Origin of the sequence: Methylacidiphilum caldifontis, assembly GCF_017310505.1 — a bacterium.
GTDB lineage: Bacteria > Verrucomicrobiota > Verrucomicrobiia > Methylacidiphilales > Methylacidiphilaceae > Methylacidiphilum > Methylacidiphilum caldifontis.
Genome location: NZ_CP065957.1, coordinates 1,315,540 through 1,341,061, shown reverse-complemented (window position 1 = coordinate 1,341,061; position 25,522 = coordinate 1,315,540). Strand labels below are relative to the sequence as shown.

Annotated in this window: 31 protein-coding genes and 1 pseudogene; 8 read left to right on the top strand and 24 right to left on the bottom strand. The window is 42.3% G+C overall.

The window, feature by feature from the left end:
- Window positions 1-137 precede the first annotated feature (137 nt).
- The 4 genes from IT6_RS06270 to IT6_RS06255 all read right to left on the bottom strand — a co-directional run bounded on the left by IT6_RS06270 (window position 138) and on the right by IT6_RS06255 (window position 4,161).
- Window positions 138-752 (bottom strand): hypothetical protein, encoded by a 615-nt coding sequence (locus IT6_RS06270; protein WP_134439726.1) that lies wholly within the window; start codon window positions 750-752, stop codon window positions 138-140.
- On the bottom strand, window positions 740-1,507 hold the full coding sequence (locus IT6_RS06265) for a hypothetical protein (protein WP_134439725.1): 768 nt from the start codon (window positions 1,505-1,507) through the stop codon (window positions 740-742). The genes IT6_RS06270 and IT6_RS06265 overlap by 13 nt, the downstream gene beginning before the upstream one ends.
- A gap of 12 nt (window positions 1,508-1,519) precedes the next feature.
- A complete protein-coding gene (locus tag IT6_RS06260) occupies window positions 1,520-2,767 on the bottom strand; it encodes a bifunctional 3,4-dihydroxy-2-butanone-4-phosphate synthase/GTP cyclohydrolase II (RefSeq protein WP_206825625.1) in 1,248 nt (415 codons plus the stop codon).
- Between the two features lie 113 nt (window positions 2,768-2,880).
- Window positions 2,881-4,161 (bottom strand): RNA-guided endonuclease InsQ/TnpB family protein, encoded by a 1,281-nt coding sequence (locus IT6_RS06255; protein WP_206825624.1) that lies wholly within the window; start codon window positions 4,159-4,161, stop codon window positions 2,881-2,883.
- A 20-nt stretch (window positions 4,162-4,181) separates the two neighbouring features.
- Between IT6_RS06255 and tnpA the strand changes: the two are divergent.
- Together tnpA and IT6_RS06245 are read left to right on the top strand one after the other, a co-directional pair.
- Window positions 4,182-4,533 (top strand): annotated as a pseudogene (gene tnpA / locus IT6_RS06250) (IS200/IS605 family transposase).
- 194 nt (window positions 4,534-4,727) lie between these two features.
- Window positions 4,728-6,398, top strand: a complete 1,671-nt coding sequence (locus IT6_RS06245) for a cytochrome c biogenesis protein (RefSeq protein ID WP_242524123.1) — start codon at window positions 4,728-4,730, stop codon at window positions 6,396-6,398.
- A 6-nt stretch (window positions 6,399-6,404) separates the two neighbouring features.
- On the opposite strand, the gene argH is transcribed toward IT6_RS06245, so the two are convergent.
- From argH to IT6_RS06170, 15 genes are all read right to left on the bottom strand, one after another.
- Window positions 6,405-7,799 (bottom strand): argininosuccinate lyase, encoded by a 1,395-nt coding sequence (gene argH, locus IT6_RS06240; protein ID WP_206825620.1) that lies wholly within the window; start codon window positions 7,797-7,799, stop codon window positions 6,405-6,407.
- Between the two features lie 33 nt (window positions 7,800-7,832).
- Entirely contained in the window at window positions 7,833-8,567 is a 735-nt protein-coding gene (locus IT6_RS06235; RefSeq protein WP_206825616.1) for a pseudouridine synthase, read from the bottom strand.
- A complete protein-coding gene (tilS, locus tag IT6_RS06230) occupies window positions 8,564-9,487 on the bottom strand; it encodes a tRNA lysidine(34) synthetase TilS (RefSeq protein ID WP_134439720.1) in 924 nt (307 codons plus the stop codon). The genes IT6_RS06235 and tilS overlap by 4 nt, the downstream gene beginning before the upstream one ends.
- 28 nt (window positions 9,488-9,515) lie before the next feature.
- Window positions 9,516-9,821, bottom strand: coding sequence for a DUF971 domain-containing protein (locus tag IT6_RS06225; RefSeq protein WP_134439824.1), 306 nt, complete (start codon window positions 9,819-9,821; stop codon window positions 9,516-9,518).
- A 76-nt stretch (window positions 9,822-9,897) separates the two neighbouring features.
- A complete protein-coding gene (atpC, locus tag IT6_RS06220) occupies window positions 9,898-10,332 on the bottom strand; it encodes an ATP synthase F1 subunit epsilon (protein ID WP_134439719.1) in 435 nt (144 codons plus the stop codon).
- Window positions 10,333-10,338: 6 nt separating this feature from the next.
- Window positions 10,339-11,742 (bottom strand): F0F1 ATP synthase subunit beta, encoded by a 1,404-nt coding sequence (atpD, locus tag IT6_RS06215; RefSeq protein ID WP_134439718.1) that lies wholly within the window; start codon window positions 11,740-11,742, stop codon window positions 10,339-10,341.
- A 25-nt stretch (window positions 11,743-11,767) separates the two neighbouring features.
- Entirely contained in the window at window positions 11,768-12,652 is an 885-nt protein-coding gene (gene atpG, locus IT6_RS06210) for an ATP synthase F1 subunit gamma (RefSeq protein WP_206825615.1), read from the bottom strand.
- A gap of 14 nt (window positions 12,653-12,666) precedes the next feature.
- Entirely contained in the window at window positions 12,667-14,220 is a 1,554-nt protein-coding gene (atpA, locus tag IT6_RS06205; protein WP_134439716.1) for a F0F1 ATP synthase subunit alpha, read from the bottom strand.
- Window positions 14,221-14,272: 52 nt separating this feature from the next.
- On the bottom strand, window positions 14,273-14,668 hold the full coding sequence (locus IT6_RS06200) for a F0F1 ATP synthase subunit delta (RefSeq protein ID WP_134439715.1): 396 nt from the start codon (window positions 14,666-14,668) through the stop codon (window positions 14,273-14,275).
- A gap of 27 nt (window positions 14,669-14,695) precedes the next feature.
- Window positions 14,696-15,226, bottom strand: coding sequence for a F0F1 ATP synthase subunit B (gene atpF / locus IT6_RS06195; protein ID WP_206825614.1), 531 nt, complete (start codon window positions 15,224-15,226; stop codon window positions 14,696-14,698).
- Between the two features lie 13 nt (window positions 15,227-15,239).
- Entirely contained in the window at window positions 15,240-15,434 is a 195-nt protein-coding gene (locus tag IT6_RS06190) for an ATPase (protein ID WP_242524122.1), read from the bottom strand.
- 321 nt (window positions 15,435-15,755) lie between these two features.
- The gene (gene atpB / locus IT6_RS06185; RefSeq protein ID WP_134439713.1) at window positions 15,756-16,613 is read right to left on the bottom strand and encodes a F0F1 ATP synthase subunit A; all 858 of its coding nucleotides are present in this window, start codon (window positions 16,611-16,613) and stop codon (window positions 15,756-15,758) included.
- Between the two features lie 67 nt (window positions 16,614-16,680).
- Entirely contained in the window at window positions 16,681-17,055 is a 375-nt protein-coding gene (locus IT6_RS06180; RefSeq protein WP_134439712.1) for a roadblock/LC7 domain-containing protein, read from the bottom strand.
- A 161-nt stretch (window positions 17,056-17,216) separates the two neighbouring features.
- The gene (locus IT6_RS06175) at window positions 17,217-17,741 is read right to left on the bottom strand and encodes a GTP-binding protein (RefSeq protein ID WP_206825613.1); all 525 of its coding nucleotides are present in this window, start codon (window positions 17,739-17,741) and stop codon (window positions 17,217-17,219) included.
- Window positions 17,734-18,534: a Fis family transcriptional regulator gene (locus IT6_RS06170; RefSeq protein WP_242524121.1), complete on the bottom strand. Its 801-nt coding sequence runs from the start codon at window positions 18,532-18,534 to the stop codon at window positions 17,734-17,736. The genes IT6_RS06175 and IT6_RS06170 overlap by 8 nt, the downstream gene beginning before the upstream one ends.
- Before the next feature lie 224 nt (window positions 18,535-18,758).
- Here IT6_RS06170 and nadC point away from each other — a divergent pair, with 224 nt between their 5' ends.
- The 4 genes from nadC (at window position 18,759) to IT6_RS06150 (ending at window position 22,036) form a co-directional block, all read left to right on the top strand.
- Window positions 18,759-19,643, top strand: a complete 885-nt coding sequence (gene nadC, locus IT6_RS06165) for a carboxylating nicotinate-nucleotide diphosphorylase (protein WP_206825612.1) — start codon at window positions 18,759-18,761, stop codon at window positions 19,641-19,643.
- Window positions 19,644-19,815: 172 nt separating this feature from the next.
- On the top strand, window positions 19,816-20,505 hold the full coding sequence (locus tag IT6_RS06160; protein WP_242524120.1) for a rhomboid family intramembrane serine protease: 690 nt from the start codon (window positions 19,816-19,818) through the stop codon (window positions 20,503-20,505).
- Between the two features lie 6 nt (window positions 20,506-20,511).
- Window positions 20,512-21,393 (top strand): homoserine kinase, encoded by an 882-nt coding sequence (thrB, locus tag IT6_RS06155; protein ID WP_206825611.1) that lies wholly within the window; start codon window positions 20,512-20,514, stop codon window positions 21,391-21,393.
- A gap of 163 nt (window positions 21,394-21,556) precedes the next feature.
- Window positions 21,557-22,036 (top strand): cytochrome C, encoded by a 480-nt coding sequence (locus tag IT6_RS06150; protein WP_242524119.1) that lies wholly within the window; start codon window positions 21,557-21,559, stop codon window positions 22,034-22,036.
- 43 nt (window positions 22,037-22,079) lie between these two features.
- Here the strand turns inward: IT6_RS06150 and IT6_RS06145 are convergent, their stop codons facing one another.
- The 4 genes from IT6_RS06145 to IT6_RS10455 form a co-directional block, all read right to left on the bottom strand.
- A complete protein-coding gene (locus IT6_RS06145) occupies window positions 22,080-22,250 on the bottom strand; it encodes a hypothetical protein (RefSeq protein WP_206825610.1) in 171 nt (56 codons plus the stop codon).
- 141 nt (window positions 22,251-22,391) lie between these two features.
- Entirely contained in the window at window positions 22,392-22,655 is a 264-nt protein-coding gene (locus IT6_RS06140; RefSeq protein ID WP_206825608.1) for a hypothetical protein, read from the bottom strand.
- A 155-nt stretch (window positions 22,656-22,810) separates the two neighbouring features.
- Window positions 22,811-23,179 (bottom strand): transposase, encoded by a 369-nt coding sequence (locus tag IT6_RS06135; protein WP_206825606.1) that lies wholly within the window; start codon window positions 23,177-23,179, stop codon window positions 22,811-22,813.
- Between the two features lie 21 nt (window positions 23,180-23,200).
- Window positions 23,201-23,374: a hypothetical protein gene (locus tag IT6_RS10455; RefSeq protein WP_242524118.1), complete on the bottom strand. Its 174-nt coding sequence runs from the start codon at window positions 23,372-23,374 to the stop codon at window positions 23,201-23,203.
- Here IT6_RS10455 and IT6_RS10660 point away from each other — a divergent pair.
- Window positions 23,294-23,476, top strand: a complete 183-nt coding sequence (locus tag IT6_RS10660) for a transposase (protein ID WP_390881589.1) — start codon at window positions 23,294-23,296, stop codon at window positions 23,474-23,476. The genes IT6_RS10455 and IT6_RS10660 overlap by 81 nt on opposite strands.
- A gap of 182 nt (window positions 23,477-23,658) precedes the next feature.
- Here the strand turns inward: IT6_RS10660 and IT6_RS06125 are convergent, their stop codons facing one another.
- Window positions 23,659-24,600, bottom strand: coding sequence for a histone deacetylase family protein (locus IT6_RS06125; protein WP_134440057.1), 942 nt, complete (start codon window positions 24,598-24,600; stop codon window positions 23,659-23,661).
- 59 nt (window positions 24,601-24,659) lie between these two features.
- Here IT6_RS06125 and IT6_RS06120 point away from each other — a divergent pair, with 59 nt between their 5' ends.
- The gene (locus IT6_RS06120; protein ID WP_134440055.1) at window positions 24,660-25,508 is read left to right on the top strand and encodes an MqnA/MqnD/SBP family protein; all 849 of its coding nucleotides are present in this window, start codon (window positions 24,660-24,662) and stop codon (window positions 25,506-25,508) included.
- Window positions 25,509-25,522: the final 14 nt, after the last annotated feature.

Sequence of the window (25,522 nt, the reverse complement as noted above, 5' to 3'; positions counted from 1 at the left end):
GAAGGCTTGCCGGTCTTTCCTCCCTCCACGCCTTGGCCGGTTCCTGGCCACCAATCTGTTTCATGACCCAGCTCATAAGCACCTTGGCGGCGTTCTCATCACGTAGACGCAAGGTTGGATATGAAAGCTTGCAAATCCTATTGAGAGGTTCTCCTTGTAGTCCATTCTTCCGGAATATGAGAAAAACGGGACGGAGGACCGGGTTTCATCGCTAAAGGTTTTGCTGGTCCTATGGGTACGATCATTTCGGGAACAAAAACTTCTAGTAATTCGTTTGTATGAGGGTCGTAGACTTTATAATCGGTTATGTATCCTTTCATTCGATATTCAAAATTATCATCAGCAGTCTTTTTTTTAAGTTTTCTCCAGGGAGCAACTATTCCTCCGGGAGTCTCTTTTAAAGCTACCCAATGGGCATCTTTCCAGTCCTCATTTGGTCTTTTTACCCATCCCCATCCACTGCCATTTTTGTCCACAGCTCTATGGCCAATGTATTCTTCTACGGATATCCCAGGAGGTGGGTTTAAAGGTTCAGTGGCATATTGAGCGGGAGGTAAAAGAGGTTTTTCTTTTTCAGTGTTCGCTCGATCAGCCGTTACAACCGAACTCTGTTGTTGGGGATCATTAGGGGGAGATGGAATGGGCAAGCGAGGAATTTCTGCTGTTGCCGAGGGTTGACCATACAGTGTTCCGAAGGTTAAAAAGAAAAAAATGCTAAGCAGTTGAAAACCAATTGTTCTTATTGAGTCCATTTGCCGTTTTTAGATAAATAAGGGAGGCTTGCACTTGTATAGTCAGTTTTACCAACAGCTCCTGTCATAGGTATACCAAATCTTTTTTTCCATTTCTGTGAAAAAAACTCTCCCGAATGACATCCCCAGCTTTTGATAGTCGCTTTTTTAGTAAATATTTTTTTTTCAATTAAAGCTAATTCCTTCTCGTGGAGAAATTCCTGGGAAAGATTGTCAAACTGCGAGCTGTAATCAAACATAAAACAGGCTTTGTTAGAATGGCCAAAATAGTCGAAATTACCGATTGGTTCGTATTTTCGATCTTTGCCAAAATTAAGATAATTGATCAACTCTTCTTTTGTGTCGAACCAGAATAGTTGAACTCCAAGAGCATTAGCTTGATTAACGATCTGAGCAAGAATATCAAGCTTTTCTTCCTTGCTGCGTCTTAAGTATCCGGGACGAAAAACAAGCCAGCTTATTTCAACATTTTGAGGTTGAGATAATTGCAGCTGCTCAATCCTTGCTACAGAAGCCCGGATAAAATTTCCCCAATATTTATCATGGGAATCCGCTTTGCCATGTTCAAAAAAGCGCAAAGCAGGCCCACCACTGACCACTATCCACTCCTCTAATTTCCCTTGATTCGAATTTCCATAAGCGGATGAATCGACCAAAAGAAAGATGACATTATCCATGGTAATAAAAAGAAAAAGACTAAGGATTACCTGGAGAATACTGCAAAAAAGATTTTTTAAATTTTTTTTCCCAGCCATCTTCCCACAACCTTATTTATCATCGGTCGAATCTATTAATTCTTTAGGTATTAAATGTCCCAGTTTATCAACCTTTGTCCGAAGATAATTTCTGTTGTAATCGTTAGCTTTAACGTGTAAGGGAATTCTTTCAACAATTTCCAACCCATACCCTTCCAGTCCAATACGCTTAATGGGGTTATTGGTGAGAAGGCGAAGACGACGGATCCCAAGAGATCGTAAAATCTGGCAGCCTATTCCATAATCCCTATTATCCGCTGCAAAGGCCAAAGCTAGATTTGCTTCTACAGTATCCATTCCAGAGTCTTGTAATCTATAGGCTTTAAGTTTATTTAAAAGGCCGATTCCCCTTCCTTCCTGTTTGAGATAAACGATTACCCCTTTACCTTCTTTTTCGATAGCTTCCATCGCCATTTCTAATTGTTGCCGGCAATCACAGCGAAGGGAATGAAAGATTTCTCCGGTAAGACATTGGGAGTGTACTCTTACTAAAACAGCTTCATCGGGATCCCATTTTCCCTTGACCAGGGCTAGGTGTTCTTCATGGGTTAAAATATTTTTAAATGCCAGTAACTGAAAAGAGCCAAATTCTGTAGGAAGATTGACCGAAATGAGCTTTTCAACAAGCGATTCATTTTGGATGCGATAAGAGATGAGATCTTTAATGGTAATGATAGGCAAACCATAAGTCTTTGCCATTTTTTGCAGATCATCTAATCTAGCCATGGTTCCATCATCTTTCATAATTTCGACAAGAACCCCCGCTGGATTTAAGCCACTTAACCTCGCTAAGTCAACCGCTGCTTCAGTATGGCCAGCACGCATTAATACTCCACCTGGAGAAGAACGAAGAGGGAAAATATGTCCAGGCCTTCTAAAATCGGAGGAACGAGATCTTGGATGGGCTAAGGCTCTAATGGTTTTAGCTCTATCTTCGGCAGAAATCCCAGTGGTCGTGCCCTCAATGTAATCTACTGATACGGTAAAGGGTGTACCATAGAGGGCCGTGTTATCCTTGGGTTGAACCATCAAAGGAAGGTCTAGTCTATCTGCCTGCTCTTGAGTCAACGCGACGCATATCAGACCCCGGCCTACCTTTGTCATGAAATTGACTGTCTCTGCATTGCAAAGTTCGGCTGCGCCAATAAAGTCGCCTTCATTTTCTCTATCTTCGTCGTCGACGACAATGACGAGCTTACCCTCTCTTAAGCATTCTAATGCTTCAGGGATAGAATTAAGTCTATTGTGAAAATTTGGCATCTTTTGAACTGAAACTCTTTATTAAAATCAACTGATCATTGTTTTTCAATTTTTCTTAGGTCAATGAAATTTGACATCCTCCCCGGCCTGAAGGCCGGAGATTCCTACGGCGCTCAGGGGTGGCATGGCGCCTCTCCTGGGTCGCTTCGGTGGGTTCCTGCTTCCGACCGCCAGCGCGGTTCGATCCACAGGCCATCCGGGCTGACGGCTTGCGCCATCCCGCTGCAAGCGTGCAGCGTGCCCTGCCCTTCGTCCCGCAACATTTGCATCCCGCGAGAGAAGATGTTGATTGCACCGACCACATCGGCGTTGTCCTCGAAACCACATTCCACACACGCAAACCGGGCCTGCGTCTGGCGGTTGTCCGCCGAAACGTGTCCGCAGCACGGGCAGGCGCGGCTCGTATTCTGCGGCGGCACGGCGACCAGCCGGCCGCCCCGCCATGCCAGCTTGTAGTCCAGTTGGCGACCGAACTCGAACCAACCTTGATCCAGGATCGACTTGTTCAGGCCGGACATGGCCCGAACGTTTCGGCCTGGAGCCTCGACAGTGCCCGCCGCCGACCCGGACATGTTCCGTAGCTGCAAGTCCTCGACGAAGACTACAGCGTGGTTTTTGCTGATCGCTGTCGAGGTCTTATGCAGGAAGTCGCGGCGGACATTGGCGATGCGTGCGTGGATGCGCCCAACTCTTGCTTTTGCCTTCCTCCAGTTGTTGCTAAATCTGACCCTGCGGCTCAATGACTGCTGCGCCTTGCGCAACGCCATCTCATGCCGCCTGAAGCTGTGGAGCGGGGCGTAGAACGTGCCATCCGAAAGCGTAGCGAAGCGGGCGATCCCCATGTCGATGCCAACCGTACCCCCTTGCGGGACGATCTGCTCAACCTCCCGCTCGGTCTGGATGCTCACGTACCACTTACCGCATGACTGGCTTACGGTGACGTTCTTGACTACACCGAGCAGCTCCCGGCTGTTGCGGTAGCGCAGCCAGCCGAGCTTGGCCAGAAAGATGCGGTTGTTGTGCTGCTCCAGCTTGATCTGCTTCGGGTCGGGGTAGCGGAAGCTATCCGACATGCCTTTCTTCCTGAAGCGTGGGAAACCAGCCCACTTGGCAAAGAAGTTGGCGTAGGCTCGCTCCAGGTCTTTGAGGGATTGGTGCAAGGGATGCACCGGAGCGTCCTTGAGCCATGCCGTTTCCGCGCTGTTGCGCCACTCGGTGAGCAGCTTGCACAACCCAGCGTAGCCAAGTTTTTTCTCGCCTCGCTCGTGGCGCTCCTTCTGCAACGCCAGCGCCCTGTTGTAGACGAACCGGCATGAGCCAGCGAAGCGGCACATTTGCCGCTCTTGCTGGCCGTTTGGCATCAATTCGTACTTGAAGGCTTGGCGGATAAGCATGGAAACATTATACTTAGCCTATGGCGCAAAATCAAGATATAAGGCATGGACGGCACTGTGTTTTCAAGATGCATGTCCATCTTCGTGACGAAATACCGCCGCAAAGTGTTCGACGACGCCATCACGAGATGGACGGCGAGGACGATCACGTCCATCTGCTCGTGGAATATCCGCCCAAGGTCGCCGTCTCCAACCTCATGAACAGTCTCAAGGGCGTATCCAGCCGCTTGCTGCGCAAAGAGCGGCCCGACATTCAGAGCTGGTACTGGCGCGGTGTGCTGTGGTCGCCGTCGTACTTCGCTTCAAGCTGCGGGGGCGCGCCGATTTCCATCGTGCGCCATTACACCAGGGCAGCTGCAGACGCCACACTGAAACCAAGGACGGCTACGCCCTCCGCGCTATCCTTCCCCGCCCCAAGCGGCGGGGCAAGCCCGCGCACTTGGTCAAATAAATTGTTGATTATAGAAAGAAGGAAAGAGAAAGCTTGCTTCTTTTGACATAAATAGTATTTTGTTTATTTACTTTAAATACTCAATTACTATCTTTTTACTATCATGATGTCCAAAATGATATTGAGGGTAATTCTGATTGTTCTCTGCATAATTCCCCCATCCTTAGGAGCAAAGGAACTGAACCAATTTTCTCAGATAGCTATTCAACATGCGGGCAGAAAAAAACCCTTAACAGTTTTTGCTCGAGAAATATTGCTTAGCTTGAGTGGTAAAGATTCAATAAGAACTAATGAAGGTGAAAAGATTGGAAGTACAGATTTTGTTCTATCCCTATGGTTTCATCCTGAGGGATGGGAAAGGCAACCGGTGATTCTTGTCGATAGTCCTGTATTAAGAAAAGATATTGGATTAGATTTGCATCGAAAACTTTTTTCTTTTCAACAACTCCAAGAAAACACCCTTTTTAAGGACTTTGCCTTAAGACATCTGCATAGGAGTAGTACTGAAGGTTCTTCGTTAAAACCTGAGGAAAAAGAAGCAATGGCTGTTTCTTCACGAATGAAACTCTTCGAAGAGCTGTATTCAGGGGAGATTTTTGATGTCATTCCCGACTCTTCAGATCCTACTAAAAAATGGGTTACGGTTGAGAAAGCCAATCTTTATTATCCTCAAGGTCTTTCGGATGCCTTAACGGCCATTTTCGATTCGATGAAAAGGTCTTATCTTAAAGGCGAGATATCAAAAGCTCAGGAAGAGGCCGCTCAATTTGCTAAACAGATCAGAGATTACAGTCCAAGGATATATCCTGCAGTGGATTCCCTCCTTTTTGAGCATACTTATTCGGTTTTGGATCCTTGGAAATGGACTCTTGTCTGCTATATATTGGCTTCTGTTGTTTTTCTTGTGACTAGCGGTTGGAAGAAAGAATTAGGATATAGGATTGGTTGGGGGTTGACGGTTTTCGGTTTTCTTTTCCATGTTTACGGGTTTATTTGCAGAATACTTATTGCGGGTCGGCCTCCTGTAAGTAATATGTATGAGTCGGTTATTTGGGTTTCTTTTGGGGCTATACTTTTTTCTCTTATTTTTGAGGCCATTTATCATTCTCATTTTTTCTTGGTCGCATCCACTCCCTTTGCAGCGGTATGCATGCTTATAGTTGAATCTCAACCCTTGATTTTTGATCCTACCATTCAGCCCCTTGTCCCGGTACTGCGGAATAATTTTTGGCTAACTATTCATGTATTAACTATTACTTTAAGCTATGCTGCTTTTGCCCTTGCTCTTGGGCTTGGCCATATATACTTGTGGAATTCATTCAGAAATCCTGAATTTGGAAATTTCCAAAGAGGGATTTTGGCAAAGTATATTTACCGCTCTCTTCAAATTGGAGTGTTTTTGTTGGCTACAGGGACCATTCTTGGTGGGGTTTGGGCAAATTATTCATGGGGAAGATTCTGGGATTGGGATCCTAAAGAAACATGGGCTTTAATTACTCTTCTTTGTTATTTAGTTGTCCTACATGGCCGCATAGCTCGATGGTGGGGAGAATTCGGATTGGCTATAGGTTCCATATTCTGTTTTCTGAGTGTTCTTATGGCTTGGTATGGAGTTAATTTCGTATTAGGGAAGGGCTTACACAGTTATGGATTTGGCAGTGGTGGACTGGGCTATGTTCTGGTTTATGTTTTATTAGAAATAGTTTTTGTTTTTTACAGTGTGGTACAATATAGGTTAAGAAAGAAAGAAGGACAAAATCCTCCCCCTTCTCCTATTGAGGTTTGAGCTTTTTTAAGAATTCTGAAACTTTTTTAATTTTTCTTTCCAGAACTGAATTCTTTTCCTTACAAAATCTGGATTAGGTGAGCCGAGAGTTTTTTTCCTTTCCAGGGATTTTTGGGGATCAAAGAATGTTTTCCATTGCTTTGGGAGCTCGGGATGTATGGTTTCTAAAATAGACTCTGGAACAGCGGACAGCAAAAGGGAGTTTTTTTGGCAATAACCCACCAACTCACCCACTTTATGGTGGGCTTCCCTAAAGGGAACCTGTTTTTCTACAAGCCAATCGGCGATGTCAGTGGCATAAAGAAGAGGATCTTGAGACTGATGCATGCAACGGTGTTTTTTGATCTTTAGATTGGGTACCACAGCTATAAGCATTTCAAGACAGAGCTCAACGGTGTCTGCGGAATCGAACAGTGGTTCTTTATCTTCCTGCATGTCCCTATTGTAGGTCAAGGGCAGTGATCTGAGGAGAATAGATAACCTGGTTAGATTCGAGATCAACCGAGCCGATTTTCCACGCAAAAGTTCAAAGCAATCCGGGTTTTTTTTGTTGGGCATCAAGCTTGAACCAGAAGAAAACGAATCAGGTAATTCCAAAAACCCCCACTCGCTTGTAGACCAAAGAATCATATCTTCCGCAAACCGTGATAGATGAACACCCAATGTAGATGCTCCATAGAGAAAATCTAGAACAAAGTCTCGATCGCTGACCGCATCCATTGAATTTTCGGCTATCTTCTCAAAGCCTAACAACCTGGCCACATACTCCCTGTCTAAAGGGAGCGTGCTTCCTGCCAAGGCACCACTGCCCAACACTAAAACATCCGCATGCTTATAGCATTCTTGAAACCTTTCCTTATCTCTCTCTAGCATTTCAACATAAGCCAGAATCTGGTGGGATAAACAGACAGGTTGAGCCCTTTGAAGATGTGTGTAGCCAGGGATAACGACATCCAAATTGTCTTCAGCCCAAGAGACCAAAACGGCTTGCAGCCGGCTAAGAAGAGTTAGTATTTTTTGGACTTCTTCTTTTAGCCACAAACGCATCGTTGTCGCAATTTGATCATTTCTGCTCCTAGCCGTATGGAGTTTGAGACCTGCTTTTGTTTTTTTAATAAGAGCGCTTTCAATATTCATGTGGATATCTTCAAGCTCTGTTGACCAGCTGAATTGTCCTTGCTCTATCTCTTGAAGAATCTCCGTTAACCCTTTTTGAATTTCTTCACTTTCTGTGGCATTAATAATGCCAATTTTTTCCAGCATTCGAGCATGGGCGATGCTTCCCCGAATATCCTGGCTGTAAAGCCTCCAATCAAAGCTTATTGATTGACTAAATTCTAAAAACACTGAAGAAGGCTTTTCATTGAAACGACCTCCCCATAGAGGGTTGTTGCTATTCATACTCGGTTTCTCTTTTTTGTAGTTAAAGTGTCATCATAAAAGTTCGCAAGCTCTATAGAGGGATTTTTTTTCTTTTTCTGTTAAGGGACGTAGCTCTCCCGGCTTCATTTTTCCAAGAGTAAGAGGGCCTATAGCTATTCTTCTAAGCCTAATGACTTTGTATCCAAGAATCGATAACATTATCCGGATTTGTCTCTTCATCCCTTGAGTTAATACAACTTTTAACTTGTTTTCCTCTTGAATGATTACCTCTTCTGCCTTAACTCTTTTTCCTTCGATATACATACCTTTAAGAAGATCTTTTTTATCTTTTTCGTCAAAGGCTCTTCCAAGGCTAACAATATAGCTTTTTGTAAAGTGATATTTGGGATGAAGAATTTTGTTGGCTAACAACCCATCATTGGTCAAAAGGAGAAGCCCTTCACTTTCTTTATCAAGCCTACCCACATAGAATAGCGACTGAACAGAGGGAGGTAAAAGATCGTAGATCGTTTTTTCTCCAAAGGCATTCTTTCGGCTACAGACTATTCCTCTTGGCTTGTAAAACAAAAAAGTTTGTTTTTGTTGTGGGCATAATAGCTGGTTGCCGTCTAACTCTACTTTGTCTTCAGGATAGATTCTTTGTCCAAGAGTTCTGACTATAAGACCGTTTACCTTAATCCGTCCTTCACGGACAAGGGTTTCACAACTTCTTCTTGAACCAAGGCCGCAAGAAGCCAGATAACGATTAATCCTGATTGGGAATACAATTCCAAGATGGGCTTTCATTGCGTGGTTAAAAGGAGTTCACCTTTAGTTAATATGACAGCAGCTTTTCTGCTTAAATTGCATTTTTTTTTGCCCTGTTCTTCGATCAGTTTTCGAATGGACTCAATATCATCGAAGCTGATGTCGCTAATTCCTCTTTTTTTAAGCCAAAGAGCTAGAATTAATCGTTTTTTCCCAATGGGAGCACTTTCTAAATCGGCTAAGCGGAGTGTGTGAGAAGATGACAAATCTTGAACAAGGCTGGTCATCCATTTTTTTTCTTCCCTTAACACCTCACAAAATTTCCATAAGGATTTTTTGATTGATCTAGAAAACCGATTCTCTAAAAATGGGATAAGTTCTTTTCTAATCCTGTTTCTAAGAAAAAGAGCATTGTCATTGGTTTGATCCTCTACCCATCGATAATTTCTTTTTTGAGCAAAACTGATAATATCAGATTTCCAGAATTCGAGAAAGGGTCTATAGATAATGAGTTTTCCAAAACTAGTTTGCTTGTCCATTCCCCATCCCCTGCTTCCTGTCCCCCTTATCAGTTGCATCAAGAAGGTTTCTACCTGGTCATCAGCATGATGCGCTAAAACAAGGTTAAAACAGTTTTTTTGCTCTGCTACGGTTTTAAAAAATCTGAAACGATCTTCTCTAGCTATAGCTTCGCTTTGGGGTAGTGATTTTTTAGATTTTCCTGTTATGAATTCAACACCGAGTTCTTTTGCCGTTTCCTCAACGAGTTTTGCATCATATTCTTCTTCCTTTCTCCAGCCGTGTTTGAAATGTAAGACGACTGGTCTTTTCCCTGATTCTACCAAACTATGGAGAAGGACAATGGAGTCTACTCCTCCAGAGATTCCACAAAGGATATCGGCTGGAAGAAATTTCAAGGCTTCTTTAAAGGGATTGACAGCCGACTTTATTTCTTTCATCGTTTGAAAGAGTTCATTCTTTAAACTTTCAACTATTTTCTTTCCCCAGTTCGTAAAGCAAAGAAAAGGGATAAATTCCAGTTTGATGTCCATCTGCCCAAAAGCATTGGAGTCCGTAACTGCCTACAATCCGTGTTTCTTTTAATTCCATGCTTTGAGGACTATAGGAAAGGGATGGAGCTTTTTTTTGAGTAAGTATCGTGCTTTCACCCTGGCAAAGGGCACAAGGGCAGTTTTTTCTTAGTTTCTCAAGGAGAATCAAGGACTCCGACTGATCATTCCATTGAATAGCTAAATAATGACCAACGATATCAACGTGTCTTGGAAAAATCATGAATAAAATATAAACCAATCCACAGCAACAAAACCATTTTATGCCCTTTTTTTTGGTTCTTTGACTAATTCTAATCTTAACTTGTTGCTGGAGGTGCTCCAGAGCCATGCCTTCTACGTTTGACTTTTAATTGTGCCATGGATTTCAGGAGTATGGCTTGAGTAGCTGCGAGTTCCTCTTCTCCAATAAGTTTTTGCTTTATGGCAGCTTGGGCCCGAGCAATAGCTTCCTCTACTTTCTTCTCTTCTATTTCCTCTTCTCTTAAAGCCATATCGACAAGAATGGATACATTTTTAGCCGTTATTTTTACAAATCCTTCTCCAATAGCCAGAAAATATTTTTTACCGCCATTTTTTGTATAGGATAATTCACCGGGAACGATTTGGGTTATTAGAGGTTCATGATTAGGATAAATACCCATTTCTCCATCAATAGCTGGCAAGGTGACCTGCTCAACTTCTTCTGAAAAGGTCACTCCATCTGGAGTAACCAGTTGCAATGTCATGCTCATAACTCCTTAGGATCGAATCTGATCTATAGTTCCTTTCATATAAAAATTACCTTCGGGCACATCGTCATGTTTACCTTCAAGAATTTCTTTGAAGCCACGAATAGTCTCTTTAATCGGCACATATTGACCCTTAATGCCAGTGAAAACTTCAGCTACATGAAAAGGTTGGCTAAGAAATCGCTGGATTTTCCTTGCCCTATACACAATGAGCTTATCTTCGGGAGAAAGCTCGTCCATGCCCAAAATAGCGATAATATCCTGCAAATCCTTGTATCTTTGAAGAACCCGTTGCACTCCTCTGGCTACTTCATAATGTTCTTGCCCTACTACCTCTGGGCTAAGCGCTTTTGAAGTTGAAGCTAAAGGATCTACAGCCGGATAAATCCCCTGTTCGGCAATCGATCTTTCAAGAACTATTGTCGAGTCAAGATGAGCAAAAGTGTTTGCGGGAGCTGGGTCGGTTAAATCATCCGCAGGAACATAAACAGCTTGAAAGGATGTAATGGAACCATTCCGAGTAGAAGTAATCCTTTCCTGCAAAGCTCCCATTTCGGAGGCTAGAGTAGGTTGATAGCCTACGGCACTAGGTGTTCTTCCAAGAAGAGCGGAAACTTCAGAGCCTGCTTGTGAAAATCGAAAGATATTATCGATGAACAGAAGAACATCCTGTTTCATCTCATCTCTGAAATATTCAGCCATAGTCAAGCCAGATAACCCAACCCGTAATCTGGCCCCAGGAGGTTCATTCATCTGTCCATAGACCAATGCTACTTTTGATTTTGAAAGATCTTCTAAATCAATGACTTTTGCCTCGGCCATTTCATTGTAAAGATCATTGCCTTCACGAGTTCTTTCTCCTACACCGGAGAAAACGGAAAATCCTCCATGAGCTTTAGCGATGTTATTAATCAGCTCCATAATCACCACCGTTTTCCCTACACCGGCCCCCCCAAAAGCTCCCACCTTTCCTCCTCTCAGGAATGGACAGATCAGATCAATAACCTTTATTCCCGTCTCTAGAATTGTGGCTTTAATATCTTGATCCAATAAGCTTGGAGCTGGCCTATGAATAGGCAGTCTTTTTTCTGCATGGACTTCCCCTTTTTCATCAATAGGATCTCCAAGCACGTTAAAGATTCTTCCTAATACGGATGGTCCAACGGGCACAGCAATACACTGGCCGGTGTCTTCAACTTCCATTCCTCTTTTTAACCCATCCGTTGAAGACATCGCAATGGCTCTTACCCAACCTTCCCCAAGATGTTGTTGGACTTCAAGGGTCAAAGTAGTTGGCTCCCCTTCCTTCAGGTAATTTATTTTTAAGGCGTTATAAATAGGAGGAACTTCTGTATCTGAAAATTCAACATCTACAACTGGTCCAATAATTTGTACAACTTTTCCTTTTTTCATTTTGCTTGCTTTTTAGGTTTAATTTTTATTCCATCGCATATTGCGCGGTTGCAATTTCCAGAATTTCTTTTGTTATCGATTCTTGCCTGGCTTTGTTGTATTCCAAGGATAAATCTTGAAGCAAACTTTTGGCATTCTCTGTGGCGCTTTTCATCGCTACCATTCTTGCGCTATGTTCCGAGGCCAGGTTATCCAGAATAGATTGATAGATTTCCCAGTGGACGTAAAAGGGTAAAATATTGTTGAGCAGTTCTTCTGGAGAGGGCTCGAAGTTAAAGGGAATAAAACTTTCTGCAGAGTGCTGTTCTTTTTTTTCTTCTTTTTTCATTAATTCCACTTCACTGAGCGGAGCAATGCGTCGATAAATAGGCTTTTGAATGAGTGGGTTGACAAAATGAGAATAGGCGATTGAAATGGCATCAATTTCTTTATTAAGATATTTTTCAATAAGAAACTGACCTATCCTTTTTGCCTCCCGGAAAGAAAGGTTATCTTTGAGTTCGAAATCAGCCCAAAGCAAATTTTCTCCTTTGCTCCCTTTTAGAGTAGACAGATAATTTCTGACCTTCTTTCCCATGCTGACATACACATGGTTTGGACTATGATGTTTGATAATTTCACGAAGAAGATTGGTATTCAATGGACCACATAGACCTTTATCTGTTCCAATCACAAATACAGCTTCTTTTTGTATCGTTCTTGCTTGCAGTAAAGGATGAATCAGTTGGCCAGCTTGAGGAATTAGACTATGAACAATTTCCTGGAAAAGACTGTGATAGGGTCTTCCTTCAATGGCTCTTTGTTGGGCTTTACGCATTTTCGATGCAGCGACCATCTGCATCGCTTTGGTGATCTGAGCAGTATTTTTTATAGATCTGATACGTCTTCGGATTTCCCTAGTTGTAGCCATGATTGAAATAATCCTTATTCGACAAGGCCTTGGAAAAAGTTATCTAATGCTTGCCGAAGAGATTTAATAATATCGTCGTCCAAGGCCTTTTTAGATTTGATCGATTCAAGAATGGTAGGCTCTCTACTCTCGAGATAATCAACAAGTTTTGTTTGAACCTGTTTTGCCTTTTCTAGGGCTATCTTATCAAAATATCCATTTTGGACTGCCCATAGCACCGCCACTTGTATTTCTACTGGAACAGGAGAATATTGGGGTTGCTTGAAAATTTCCACAATTCGACTTCCACGATCAAGTTTAGCTTTTGTTGCCGGATCAAGATCTGTAGCAAACTGGGCGAATGCAGCCAATTCCCTGAACTGGGCAAGTTCAAGTTTTATTTTGCCAGCAACCTGTTTAACAGCTTTGAGTTGAGCTGAAGAACCCACGCGAGAAACAGAAAGCCCAACATTAATGGCTGGTCTTATGCCTTGATAAAAAAGATCGGTTTCTAAATATATCTGTCCATCGGTTATAGAGATAACATTTGTAGGAATGTAGGCTGAAACATCCCCTGCCTGAGTTTCAATAATAGGCAATGCGGTTAAACTGCCTCCTCCACTTTTTTCGTTAAGCCTGGCCGATCTTTCAAGAAGTCTGGAGTGAAGATAAAAGATATCTCCTGGATAGGCCTCTCTACCCGAGGGTCTTTTTAAAACCAGAGAAATTTGCCTATAAGCAGCGGCATGCTTTGATAAATCGTCATATACGATTAAAGCATCCATACCATTATCCATAAACCATTCCCCGATTGCTGTTCCTGCAAAAGGAGCTAAGTATTGCAAAGTGACGGGATCAGAGGCCGATCCCACAACAACTACGGTATAAGCCAACGCACCATGTTTTTCAAGTGTGTCAATAACCCTAGAAATGTTGGCGTTTTTCTGACCTATAGCCACATAGATGGAATAAAGAGGTCTGTAAGATGGATCCTTTTCATTAGCCCTGTTCAGATGGGCCTGATTAATGATAGTATCGATTGCGATTGTTGTTTTGCCTGTCGACCTGTCCCCAATAATCAGTTCTCTTTGTCCCCTTCCGATGGGAATCATGGCATCGATGGCTACAATACCGGTTTGCACAGGTTGATTGACACTTCTGCGTTTTATAATACCAGGGGCAATTTTTTCTACCGGATAGCTCTTTTGCGTTAATATAGGACCTTTCCCATCAAGAGCTTGTCCTAAAGGATTGATTACCCGACCTAAAAGCTCTTTACCTACGGGAACACGAAGAAGTTTGCCTGTCGTTCTGACTTCATCTCCCTCACGAATGGGTAAATAGTCTCCCAGGATGACTCCGCCCACCTCGGTTTCTTCGAGGTTTAAGCAGAGAGCCCTTATAGGCTGTCCAAATTCATCGAGCCGGTGAGGAAACTCTATCACTTCGTTCATGCCTACATCACTTAAGCCCTCGATCTTTACAACCCCATCGCCTATTTCCCTCACAACCCCTACATTTGATTTGCCGATTTCAAGTTTAAGTTCAGATATTTTTTCTTCTATTTCTTGGAGAAGAGAAATGTCCATATTAGATTCTCCTGTTCAACAATAGTTGGTTGCCATCTAGCTCAATAAGAAATTATTTATTTAAGCTTGCCTCGAGATTTTTAAGTTTATAGGCTATTGACCCATCCCATACATCGCTACCCACCTGAATTCTAATCCCACCGATCAGCTCCGGACAGATCTGATATTTCTTTTCTAGAGCTGGGCCAAAGATTTTTTCAAGCTTTTCAAAAACCGTTTTACCTTGATCTGGAAGCTCTATGGGACTTTGAACCACATAGGTATTTTTAGCGACTTCATGGGTAACGAGTTGTCTGAGCCTCTCTAGAACTTCTAAATAACGCCTAGGCTTTTCCTCTAATAGCCTATTGATCACTTCTTTAAGTTTTATCGTATCGATAGAGCCATTCTTTTGGCATAACTTAAAAAGAACTTTAGCTTGGCGTTTAGCTTCTCTACTAATTTTCATCGATCTTTTTTCTGCCAACAAAAAGCATTAATTTCTAGAATAGGCATCTGAAACCTCTCTTTGAGGCAATCTGCTTAATACTTCGTTTTTCAACCGTTCCTGATCATCGGAAGAAAGCGTCTTTCCTACAACTTTAGAGCTTATATCAACCACAAGCTTTAATATTTCCCTGCGCATTTCTTCTTTTGCCTTTTCTCTTTCAAGCCTGGCTGTCTCTTCTGCTTTTTGTAGAATCCTTTTTGCCTCCTCAACGGCTTCTTGAATTTTCTTTTCGCCTTGAAATGTGGCCACTTTTTGCGCTTCAGCAACGATTAAGGAAGCTTGCTCATTTGCCTTACGCAATATTTCTTTTCTGGCTTCTTCAGCTTCAGCCAGTTCTTGTTTTATCTTTTCAGCATTTTGGAGACTTTCGGCAATTTTTTGTCTCCTTTCTTCCAAAATCTTAAGTACGGGTCTGAAGGCAAAGCGATTAAGAACCCATAGTACAATAACAAAATTTATGATTTGAGCAATGAGTTTATTCCATTCAATGCCCAGTTGGTGTAAGGTGTCTTCCATAATATCCTTAGGGTTATTTTCCGACAACGAAGAAGACCAAGATGGCCAATCCTTCTGACAAGGCCATACCTAGCAAAGCTGTCGTGAATACAAGACCAAATGCCCCCGGATTTCTCCCTATGGCTCCAGCTGCACCCAAAGCAGCCAGTCCTACTCCAACAGCACCACCTAAAGCAGCCAAACCGATGGCTACATTTCCAGAAACCATTTGAGCTAAGAACAACATTTTTATTCTCCCTGTTTTTATTTATTTAATCATTTGGATGATATTTATTGTTTATTTTTTTGCTTACACATGAAACAACCGTTGTTTCATGTGTTTATAAATTTTATAAGTAAAAGCTTATAAAATGAGTATTTTTTTATCGCTTGACGAAAACAAGCATTTTTTAGAATAGAAATTAAATACTCCCTTACTCAGCATTCCATTCAAGCCATTGCATTTTCCCTCACTTACCCTTTTTCGTAAAATAAAACAACGAAAAACTATCTCTAATAAATCTAAAAAATAAATATTTTTAAAACTAGATTATTCCTCTTTTGATTCTTCTTCCCCAAAATGGGAACAGAGAGTTCCGGTAAAAACAATAGAAAGCAACGTAAATATGAGTGCCTGAATTATAGCGACCATAAATTCAAAAAAATAGAAAGGCACAGCGGGCAGTCCCCACAATATTCCCGTCATCATGTGCAGGACAGTTTCCCCACCATAAATGTTACCATACAACCGCATGGCCAAGGCCACGGGTCGAATAAGGATGGATATAATTTCCATTAAACCAACAGCTGCAAAAAGAACTGTTAGAGGAATGACTATCCAGCCTTTAAACCCTCCTTTAACCCCGAAAATATGCGTAAAAAGCCCTTTAAACCCTTGATGATAACGAATGGCCCAAAAGCTACTCATTATAAAGAATATCAAAGCCATGGCCGTAGTCATGTTTGCATCGGAGGTGGGAGGTCTAAAAAGAGGAACAGAAGTATGCTTTATAGCCAGGGGAATATGTCTTCCCAGATCTTTTTCCCCAAAGCCTATACTGCCCACACCGGGAAGCAGATCAGTAATGTTGGAAAAAACAATGAAAATAAAATAGGTCGCTACAAGGGGAAATGCCCAATCCGCTACCTTCGGTTCGAGTAGGCCTCGGGTGAGTTTTTCTAAGCCCTCTACCGCTGCTTCAATCGCATTTTGAAGACCTCCCGGAATCAGCGAAAGCTTTAATGTCCCAAGCCTAATAATCAAAAACATTATTCCCATCACTATCCATGTTTGAATCATGGAACTAGTAACGGGAAGAAAACCTATCCAGAAAAGGGTCTCTGCTGCCGGTTGAACGAGTGGCTCAGTTTTCCCTTCTGATAAAGTAGCGATAAGCCAATAAGTCATGAGTGTTTTTTTCTTATCGATGACAATATGAAAGTCAAGTAAAAATAATGAACAAATCTCTGTTCCCTTACATCCCTCGACTTAAGATTAAAGCGATTTTATTGGCTGCTTCTCTTGACTCAAGATGGATAAGCCCAACATTACCGCCTGTTTTTGTGATGACACCAAGAACCGCTTTTCCCCCAGCAGAATAGATAAACATTTGTCCTTCTGAACCTGACACAGTATTTTCTTTGAACTCACCTCCTCCAAATGTTTCACATATTCTTTTCCCCAGTCCTAAGGCTGTTGCAGCCATGGCCGAAAGCCGATTGGGATCACCTGAACTAAGAGAGTGAGCAACGGGTAAACCATCTGTGGTAGCGATCAAGGCTGCGGTAATCTCTGGAACAGCGCTTCGTAATCCTCCAAGTACAATATTGAGTTCCTCAGAAATAGACATTTTAACATGCTCCTTTTTGAATTTATAATTTTAGATTAAAAGTTCATAATTTTGTTCTAAGCATAGATCAAGAAAAATTGAAAAAACTTTTTCCTTAACTTCTTTTTGCTTCTTTATTTAGCTCTTTTAAAAGAGAACTAAATTTCACCTAAAAATAAGAGTTATTCACCCATCCCTTTTTCAATGATTTCGAATAAACGTACCAATAGATCTGTCGCACTATTTTCATCCAACGCATTTATACCAACGCACAGATAAGGATCTATATTGAGGTAAAGGGCTATTTCTTCGGGTGTCCACACTTCTTTTAAGTCCTGATGAGTAACACCCAGGATATAGGGAACAGTCGATTCGGTTACAAATTTATCATGTATTTTTTTTAATAAAGGAAGCTGGCTTGGATCATGACCGCCCACAAGAATGACTATCCCTAAAGCTCCTTCCTTAAGAATATCCCAAGTGAAGTTGAATCTGTCTTGCCCGGGTGAACCGAAAAGATGGATTGAGTATCTATCAAGATCAAGTGTGCCGTAATCCATTGCCACAGTCGTTTCTTTCTTTCCAACCATATCGGTACAAGGAACATCTGTGGAGATCACTTCAGATTGACTTATCGAACGAATAAAGGTTGTTTTCCCTGCCCCAGAAGGTCCTGTCACAAAAATTTTTATAACGTTCTCATTCATACATTTTCCTAAAGAAGTTCTTAAAACCATAAATCAAGCGCCTAAGCAATCCTTTTTTTTGTTGATTATCAACTTGATAGAGTTGAATTGCCTGGGACTCGGTTGTTGTTTGCACAGGATAGGGAGAACTCTTTTCTTCTATAGGGGTTGAAGAAGAAACAAGAGCAAGCTCCGTTTTATTCTCCACGTTTTGAATTTGGGGAGTTTTCAATAGAGGCAGTTGAAAGACCCTTTTTTTATCAGCTAGTCTAATGATATCGAGAAGGTTGAGTGTATAGGTATAATAAAGAATATCTTCCAAAGAAAAAAACAGGAACTTTGATAATTCTTTTGCACTTGTTCCTCTTGAGAAAAAGGGCTGGGCTTCTATCCAGAATAATAAAAAATCACATCCAATACAGCTTGTATCAGTACCGGTGTTAATAAAAACGGTATCTGGATCAGGATAAAAATCAGCAGTAGTCTTTTGGTATTTGATTTTGAGAGGATGAAGGGAAGCGATAATAAACTGGTCAAGCGTAAGAGAAAATCCACTAATTTTACTTTCGATCGATATTTCCTTAAAAAGAAAGCGGCTTTCATGTTTTTCTGAAAGTTCTGAGAGTATAGATCTTAATGTAAAAATGTTTTCGATTAATACATTTTGTTTTTCAGCCCCCAAGAACAGCCGTTTTGAAAAGAAAAATTTATACAGTTCATTTTCTGGGGTGGTTATTTCGATAATTCCGCTTTTGTCACCAATCATTTTGGCGACTTGAGGCAGCGGAATAGATTTTATTTTTCCAAAGAGCATATTATTTGGAATTAGAATACAGTTTATCAAAAAGAGTTTAAAATTTTATTTTTTTTTCATCTTATTTCCATGCCTAATATTTATTTTTATGGATCAAGATTTCTTTTATGATGACTGCTCTAGCCTTTACACTAAAATAGGAAAAATTTTAAAAAATGTCATTTATCTAAATTATCATCTTTGGCTTTGGATTATCCTTTAAAGGAAAGTAAGGCGAAATAAGAATGAAAAAAGAAAACTCCCCCCTTTATTTTATTCCTGAATTGATTCTGAAACAGATAGTTCAACGCTGTTTAGAAGAAGATATCGGAACAGCAGATCTTACTTCTTCTCTGTTCATTGCTCAGAATTTAAAAACAAAAGCCCAAATTATTATCCAGCAGGATGCCATTGTTTGTGGACTTTCTTTGGCTAGCATGGTTTTTCGCTTGCTGGATCACTCTGTAGAATGCTTCTTTTTGGCTGAGGATGGGCAGGAAGTCAAAAAAAACACTCCAATAATGGAAATCTCTGGGAATGCCCAAAGCATACTTATGGGAGAAAGAGTGGCTTTAAATTTCTTGTCTCATCTTTGTGGAGTGGCTACCCTGACAAGCCATTTTGTTCGTGCTCTAGAAGGAACAAAAACGAAAATTTTGGATACTCGCAAGACGTTGCCAGGATTGAGATTATTGCAGAAATATGCTGTGATTTGTGGAGGTGGGTCAAACCACAGGCTTTCTCTGAGTGGTCATATTCTTATTAAAGATAACCACATAGCCCTTCTGAAAAAAAGCCATAAAGATGATTGGTTGCAATGGATGAAAACCCGGATCGCAGCCGTTAGAGATCAAAAGCCCTTTGTGAAGGTTGAAATTGAGGCGTCAACTCTTGAAGAAGTTGCTCAATTTTGTGAGCTATCCCCTGACATCATTATGCTTGATAATATGAGCATAGATGAGATTACGACAGCACTTAACATTATAGCATCTCGAGTTGCTGTGGAGGTATCTGGAAAAGTAGATAGAGAAAAACTACTGGCTGTAAGTCGGCTCGGAGTCGATTATATCTCCCTTGGGCTTCTTACCCATAGTGCCCAGGCTATAGATATTTCCATGAATATAGTTTGAAAACCTCAATATATTTTATACAGAGAGAAGCAAGGAAATAGGGTTGATTTTTGCTTTCAAAACGACCAACTTAGAAAAGGAAATCTTTTGAAAATTCTTAAAGCCCAGAGAAGTTTTTCAACAAAATAAACCAACAGTAATGAAAAAAGATAAGAGGATTTTGTTTAAAGACATGTCTTCTCCCTATTTTTTAAAAACTCTGCCTTGGGTAACCCAAGCTCTCACCACTTTTCTTTTTATTATTTATCTTATTCAGATCACATTTTTGTTTGTTTTTGGTTCCACCTGGTTTAGGTCTTTTTTTGCTTTGACCACCGATGGCGTCTTCCATGGAAGGTTATGGGAGTTCTTGACTTATGCTTTCCTTCATGATGAAATGGAGCCTCCTCATCTTCTGACCAATGCCATTATCATTTATTCCCTTGGCAATCAACTAGAAAAAGTCCTTGGACATTTGAGACTTGCCTTGCTTTTTGTGGGGGGGGCCATTTCTGGAGGACTGGGATGGTTCTTTTTTGGAGGGCCTATGCATGAGCCAGGATTAATTGGAGCAAGTGGGGTGGTTTTCTCTTTTCTTCTTGCTTTTGCTTTTTGTCTCCAAGAAATTTGGATCAGGAGCCTAACTCTTAACCAAGATATTCCTTTTCAACGATTTATCTTTAATCCTACCTTTTTCCTCGTTATTCAAGTCATTGTTCTTGTATTTGTTGTTTTTGAGGCTCTTTGTCTTGTCTTTGATATCCATACGGGATCTTCCCATACCGCTCATCTAGCAGGTGCCATTTTTGGATACCTCTATGTGAAGTTATGGCCGATAAAACCCCTGGAAGCTTTTTTGCCTTCTTCGCACCCATTTCGCTAAAAGACCATGTCGATCCCTCCTCGAAAAGTAATAAAAGGATGTCGTGTAAAGATACCCGCTACGACAACCAATTTTGGGCCAGGTTTCGATACTTTCGGTGCGGCTCTTTCGCTATACAATGTGATTACGGTTGAAAAAACAAGCGAAGCTCATTCTTCTGTGCATCATCCAATGGTTGTTGAAACGTTGAAGGAATTCGAAAAAAGAACCAGTAGACCTTGTCCTTTAATTAAATGGTCTGTCAAATCACAAATCCCCCAAGCTCGAGGCCTTGGAAGCAGCGCCACAATTAGGTTGGGACTGCTAGCGGGCATAAATGCCCTGGAAGACTCTCCTTTAAAAAACGATGAGATTTTGGACTGTGCCATCGAACTTGAAGGTCATCCAGATAATGTAAGACCTGCTTTTCAAGGAGGATTTATCCTTTGTAGCCCTCAAAAAGCTTTTAGATGTAGAATAGACTCCAAAGTTTTTTTCATAGCCTTTGTACCTCAGATTGAAATTTCCACTCAACTCTCCCGCAAGATATTGCCCGAAGAAGTAAAACTCAAAGACGCTGTTGAAAACATTCAACGAGCATCAATGATAGCGGTCTGTTTTTTCAAAAAACAATATAAAGATCTTCCCGGTTTATTTGTTGATCATTTTCATGAACCTTATCGGCTTAAATATATCCCATACTGGGAAGAGTTGAAAAAAGCTGCCTTAGGGGCTGGGGCTTTGGGCTTTTATTTGAGTGGATCGGGCTCAACCCTTATGTCCATAACCTATGGAGATCCTACAGAGGTAGTTCAAGCTCTAAAAAAGCAATCTACGAAACTCGCTATTGAGGGAGACATCCTTGTTTTAAAACCGGATAACCATGGAATTCGGCTTTCAACTTTTTAAGGTTTTTAATTGCTTCAGCTCAAATAAAAGCTTGTTTTTATAGGTTTAAAAAATATTTTTTAATTTCACCGTGCTGAGGTTTTTTTTATCCACATTTTATTTATTTGTTTTTTTATCTCTCAATCATTTATGGGCCGTTGAGGAAGAACTGAATATTTTTCCATTGTCTAAAGAAGAAGTTTTGCAATCTCAACCTCCTGCGCTAAAACCCTCCTCAAACCCAAAAATAGGAGAAATGATTCAACATGGAAAATATTTGGTCGAAGCTGTCGCTCTCTGTGGAGATTGTCATACTCCAAAAGACTCTCAAAATCGGCCCATTATGGATAAATGGCTTCAAGGAGCTACTTTGGCCTGGGTAAATCAACTTTCTTACAAAGATTGGTCATCTCATGCTGTCTCTCTTGTAGGATTACCGGAAGGATGGAAAGAGGCTGATATGGTCCAGTACTTAGAAACAGGCATGTTACCCAATGGGGGATATACCAAGCCGCCCATGCCTCCCTATCGCATGAGCCATAAGGATGCCTTGGCTATAACTCTTTATTTGGAAAGCTTAAAAGATGGGAATAATAGTGAAACTGATAAAAAAGAATCAGCTACCAAGAGCGGTGAAGAAAGTTCTACTCTTTTCGATAAATGAACTACTCCCGCCAACCTGATGGTATAGCGTGAGTTTCGCGCTTCTACGGGAGTGCCGGGTTGCCTCGAAGGCTTGCCGGTCTTACCTCCCTCAACGCCTTGGCCGGTTCCCGGCCACCAATCTGTTTCATGACCCAGCTCAAAAGCAGCTTGGCGGCATTCTCATCACCTGAACAAGATGCGCCACAAGGACAATCATGCCAGCGCTGCGACAAGGGCTTTTTCTCCAGCCTGCCGCACAGCTGTCAGCGCTGGCTGGGCTTATGCTTGCGGCTATCCGCCTCCATCGCCCAGCCACCAGCCTCTTGCGCTTTGTACCTGAGCATCTGATGGAGCATGCCGCCTGCGGCACCTTTTCATGCAACCTGCCCAAAAGGGCGTATTTCTTCCTCAGACGGTTGGAGAGGGGAAAGCCTTTCATCTTGCCGCTGGCCTTTTTCGCGGCTTCCTCCTTGCGGCAGATGCGTTTTTGTACGGCGCCGATTCGTTCCAGAGAGCGCTGCAAATGCCGGGGATTTTCGATCCGCTCCACCCCTTCCGGCGTGGCCAGTGTGGCGAACGTTTCCACACCCCAATCCAGGCCACCGATCCGTTCCCCATGTAATCTCTTGGGCTCGCACTCCACCGTAACCGAGGCGTACCCTGTGCCGCGGCGGTGCAGAATCTCGCAGGTTTTGGGCGCGTCAACCCTCCGGGCCTTGCCTCGGATGCGCAGCTCGCCAACGCCAGAGAGGCGCAACTTGCCGTGTTTCATCCCAGGACCGGCAAGCAAGCGCTAGCCATCTCCGTGGGTCTTGTAACCCCATCCTTCGAAACAATGCAGCGGCTTGAAGCGGGGAAACCCCGGCTTCTCACCGTTCTTCACCCGGCCGAAGAAGTGCCGGAAGGCTAGATCCAGGCGCTTTAACGTCAGCTGTTCGGATTGGGCGTTGACCGACCGAAGCAAGGGCGATTGGGCCAGCCAGTCGGTCAATGCTTTGCACTGATCGAAGAAAGACAGGGATTTTTGCTGCTGAATCCAGCCCCTGCGGCGTTCATCCATCGCCGTGTTCCACAGCAGGCAATGCACCCAGCGCAACCACTCCAGCGTCTTGATCTGGCGCAGGGTGGGATACAATCGATAGGTAACTTTACGATGCACCATGGCTTGAATGATATTAGGTTGCTATGGAAAAACAACCATTGAAGCAACTATACCACTGTGTTTTATCATGTCCATATCCTGTTGGAGCTGACACCAAAAACCGCGCCCTCCGCTCTGGTCAACAACCTCAAGACCGTCACTTCCAGGCTGATCTGCAAGGAGTTCTCCGAGCATCTGCGGAAGTTCTATTGTCAAAAGCCTGTCTTCTGGAGCCGCAGCTACTGCATCATCACCGTGGGTGGCGCCCCGCTTGCAGTCCTGAAACAATACATCGCGGGACAAAACATGCCGGACTGATCGCCCTGACGGACGATAGCGCCGCTTCACCACCACCTAAATCGCCGCCCGATTATAGGTGAAGTACTGCGGCGTAGGCTTGGGTAGAAAGTAGAATATCCTTATAGAGTCCTTTTTATCAGCAGTTCTGATCATTTCATTAATAAAACAAACAATTTTTTTTATTACGCCACCTATTAACACTAATTTGAAAGAACTTTGACATGACTTTTTATGGACCTGTAAAGACTTTCTGTATTATAGCCTCCCTCTAAGACAGAAATAATTTTGCCTTGGCAATGTCTTTCGGCTGCATTTTTGACCAATTGAGTCATTGTTTCGAAACCCTTTTCTGTTAAATAAATTTCTCCTAAGGGATCGTCTTTGTGGCCGTCAAAGCCAGCAGAAATGAATATGAGTTCGGGTTTAAATCTATCAATGGCGGGTAATATTTTTTCGTAAAAAGCCTTTTCATAATCTTTATCTGATGCTCCCCTGGGCATACAAAGGTTAAGGGTATACCCTTCGCCTTCTCCTTTTCCTATCTCGGAAGTTTTCCCTGTTCCAGGATAGTGAGGGAATTGATGTAAGCTAACATAAAATACATGGGGATCTTCATAAAAAATGTCTTGGGTTCCATTGCCATGATGAACATCCCAATCAATGATAAAAATTCTTTTTAATCCATGTTTTTCAAGAGCATAGCGGGCAGCGATGGCCACCGTATTGAATAGACAAAAACCCATTGCAGCATTAGCCAAAGCGTGATGACCGGGTGGCCGCACCAAACAAAACGCATTTTTTATTTCGTGGGACATGACTTTATCCACGGCCGTTAAAGCAGCTCCAACAGCTAGTAATGCAACTTCATATGAAGGCCCATGAGCAAAGGTATCTCCCCCATCGAGTAGAACCATGGGGCATTTCTGCGTTTTTTTTACTTTTTCCACGTACTGGGGAGTATGCACCCGTTCAATCCACGTTTCGGAAGCGGTCGTAGGCTCTATCCACAAAACTGAGTCAAGGAAATCTTCTCTTAACTTAGGAAGCACTTCAGTTATACGCGCAGGCGATTCGGGATGTCCAGAAGGAGGACGATGTTGAGCAAATTTTTCGCTACTCAATAGAGCCGTTTTAAGATCCATGTTTATATTTATTGCAATTTTAACTGTTGATGCAAGTTTGAATAATGCTAACATTGGCCATGAACTCTGTCGAAATTACTCTTGGTCATTCTCCCGATGCGGATGACGCCTTTATGTTCTATGCTTTGTCCCAAAAAAAAATACCCCTAGGCAACTATATCTTTAAAGAGACGATCAGCGATATTGAAACGTTAAACAATCTTGCCATGGATGAAAAAATAGATCTCACCGCTTTGTCCATTTATACTTACTGCAAAGTGGCTGATCGCTATGTGCTGATGAATTGTGGGGCGAGTATGGGCGAGGGTTATGGACCAAGGCTTGTGGCCAAGCACAAATTTGAAAAAAAAGAGATGTCTCAAAAAAAAATAGCCATTCCTGGTTTGCATACCAGCGCACTGCTTGCTCTATGTCTTTACTTAGGAAAGAGGCCAAAAAATTTAGACCTTATGGTTTGTCCCTTTGATCAAGTATTTATGGCTGTGGAGATGGGATCTGCAGATATTGGACTGGTTATCCATGAAGGGCAAATTTCCTATTTGCAAAGAGGCTTAGAGCTTTGCGAAGACTTGGGGTGGTGGTGGAAACAGACTACTGGCCTTCCCCTCCCCTTGGGTGGCAATGCGATACGGCGTGCCCTAGGTGTTCAGAGATGTAGAGAACTTCAATCTATTGTTAGACAAAGTATAGAATGGGCCTTGAAAAACCGCAATGAAGCCCTTCAATATGCACAAAAATACAGTCGGGGGATTGAGCCGGCCTTAACTGATCAATTTGTGGCCATGTATGTCAACGAACGAACGATAGATTATGGCCCTGAGGGTAAAGAAGCTATTTTGCAGTTTATTGCTCAAGCAAAAATGCTAGGCATGGTTGATCCGGACATTCAGGTGGAGTTTGTTGAATAAAAAGCTATCTTTTT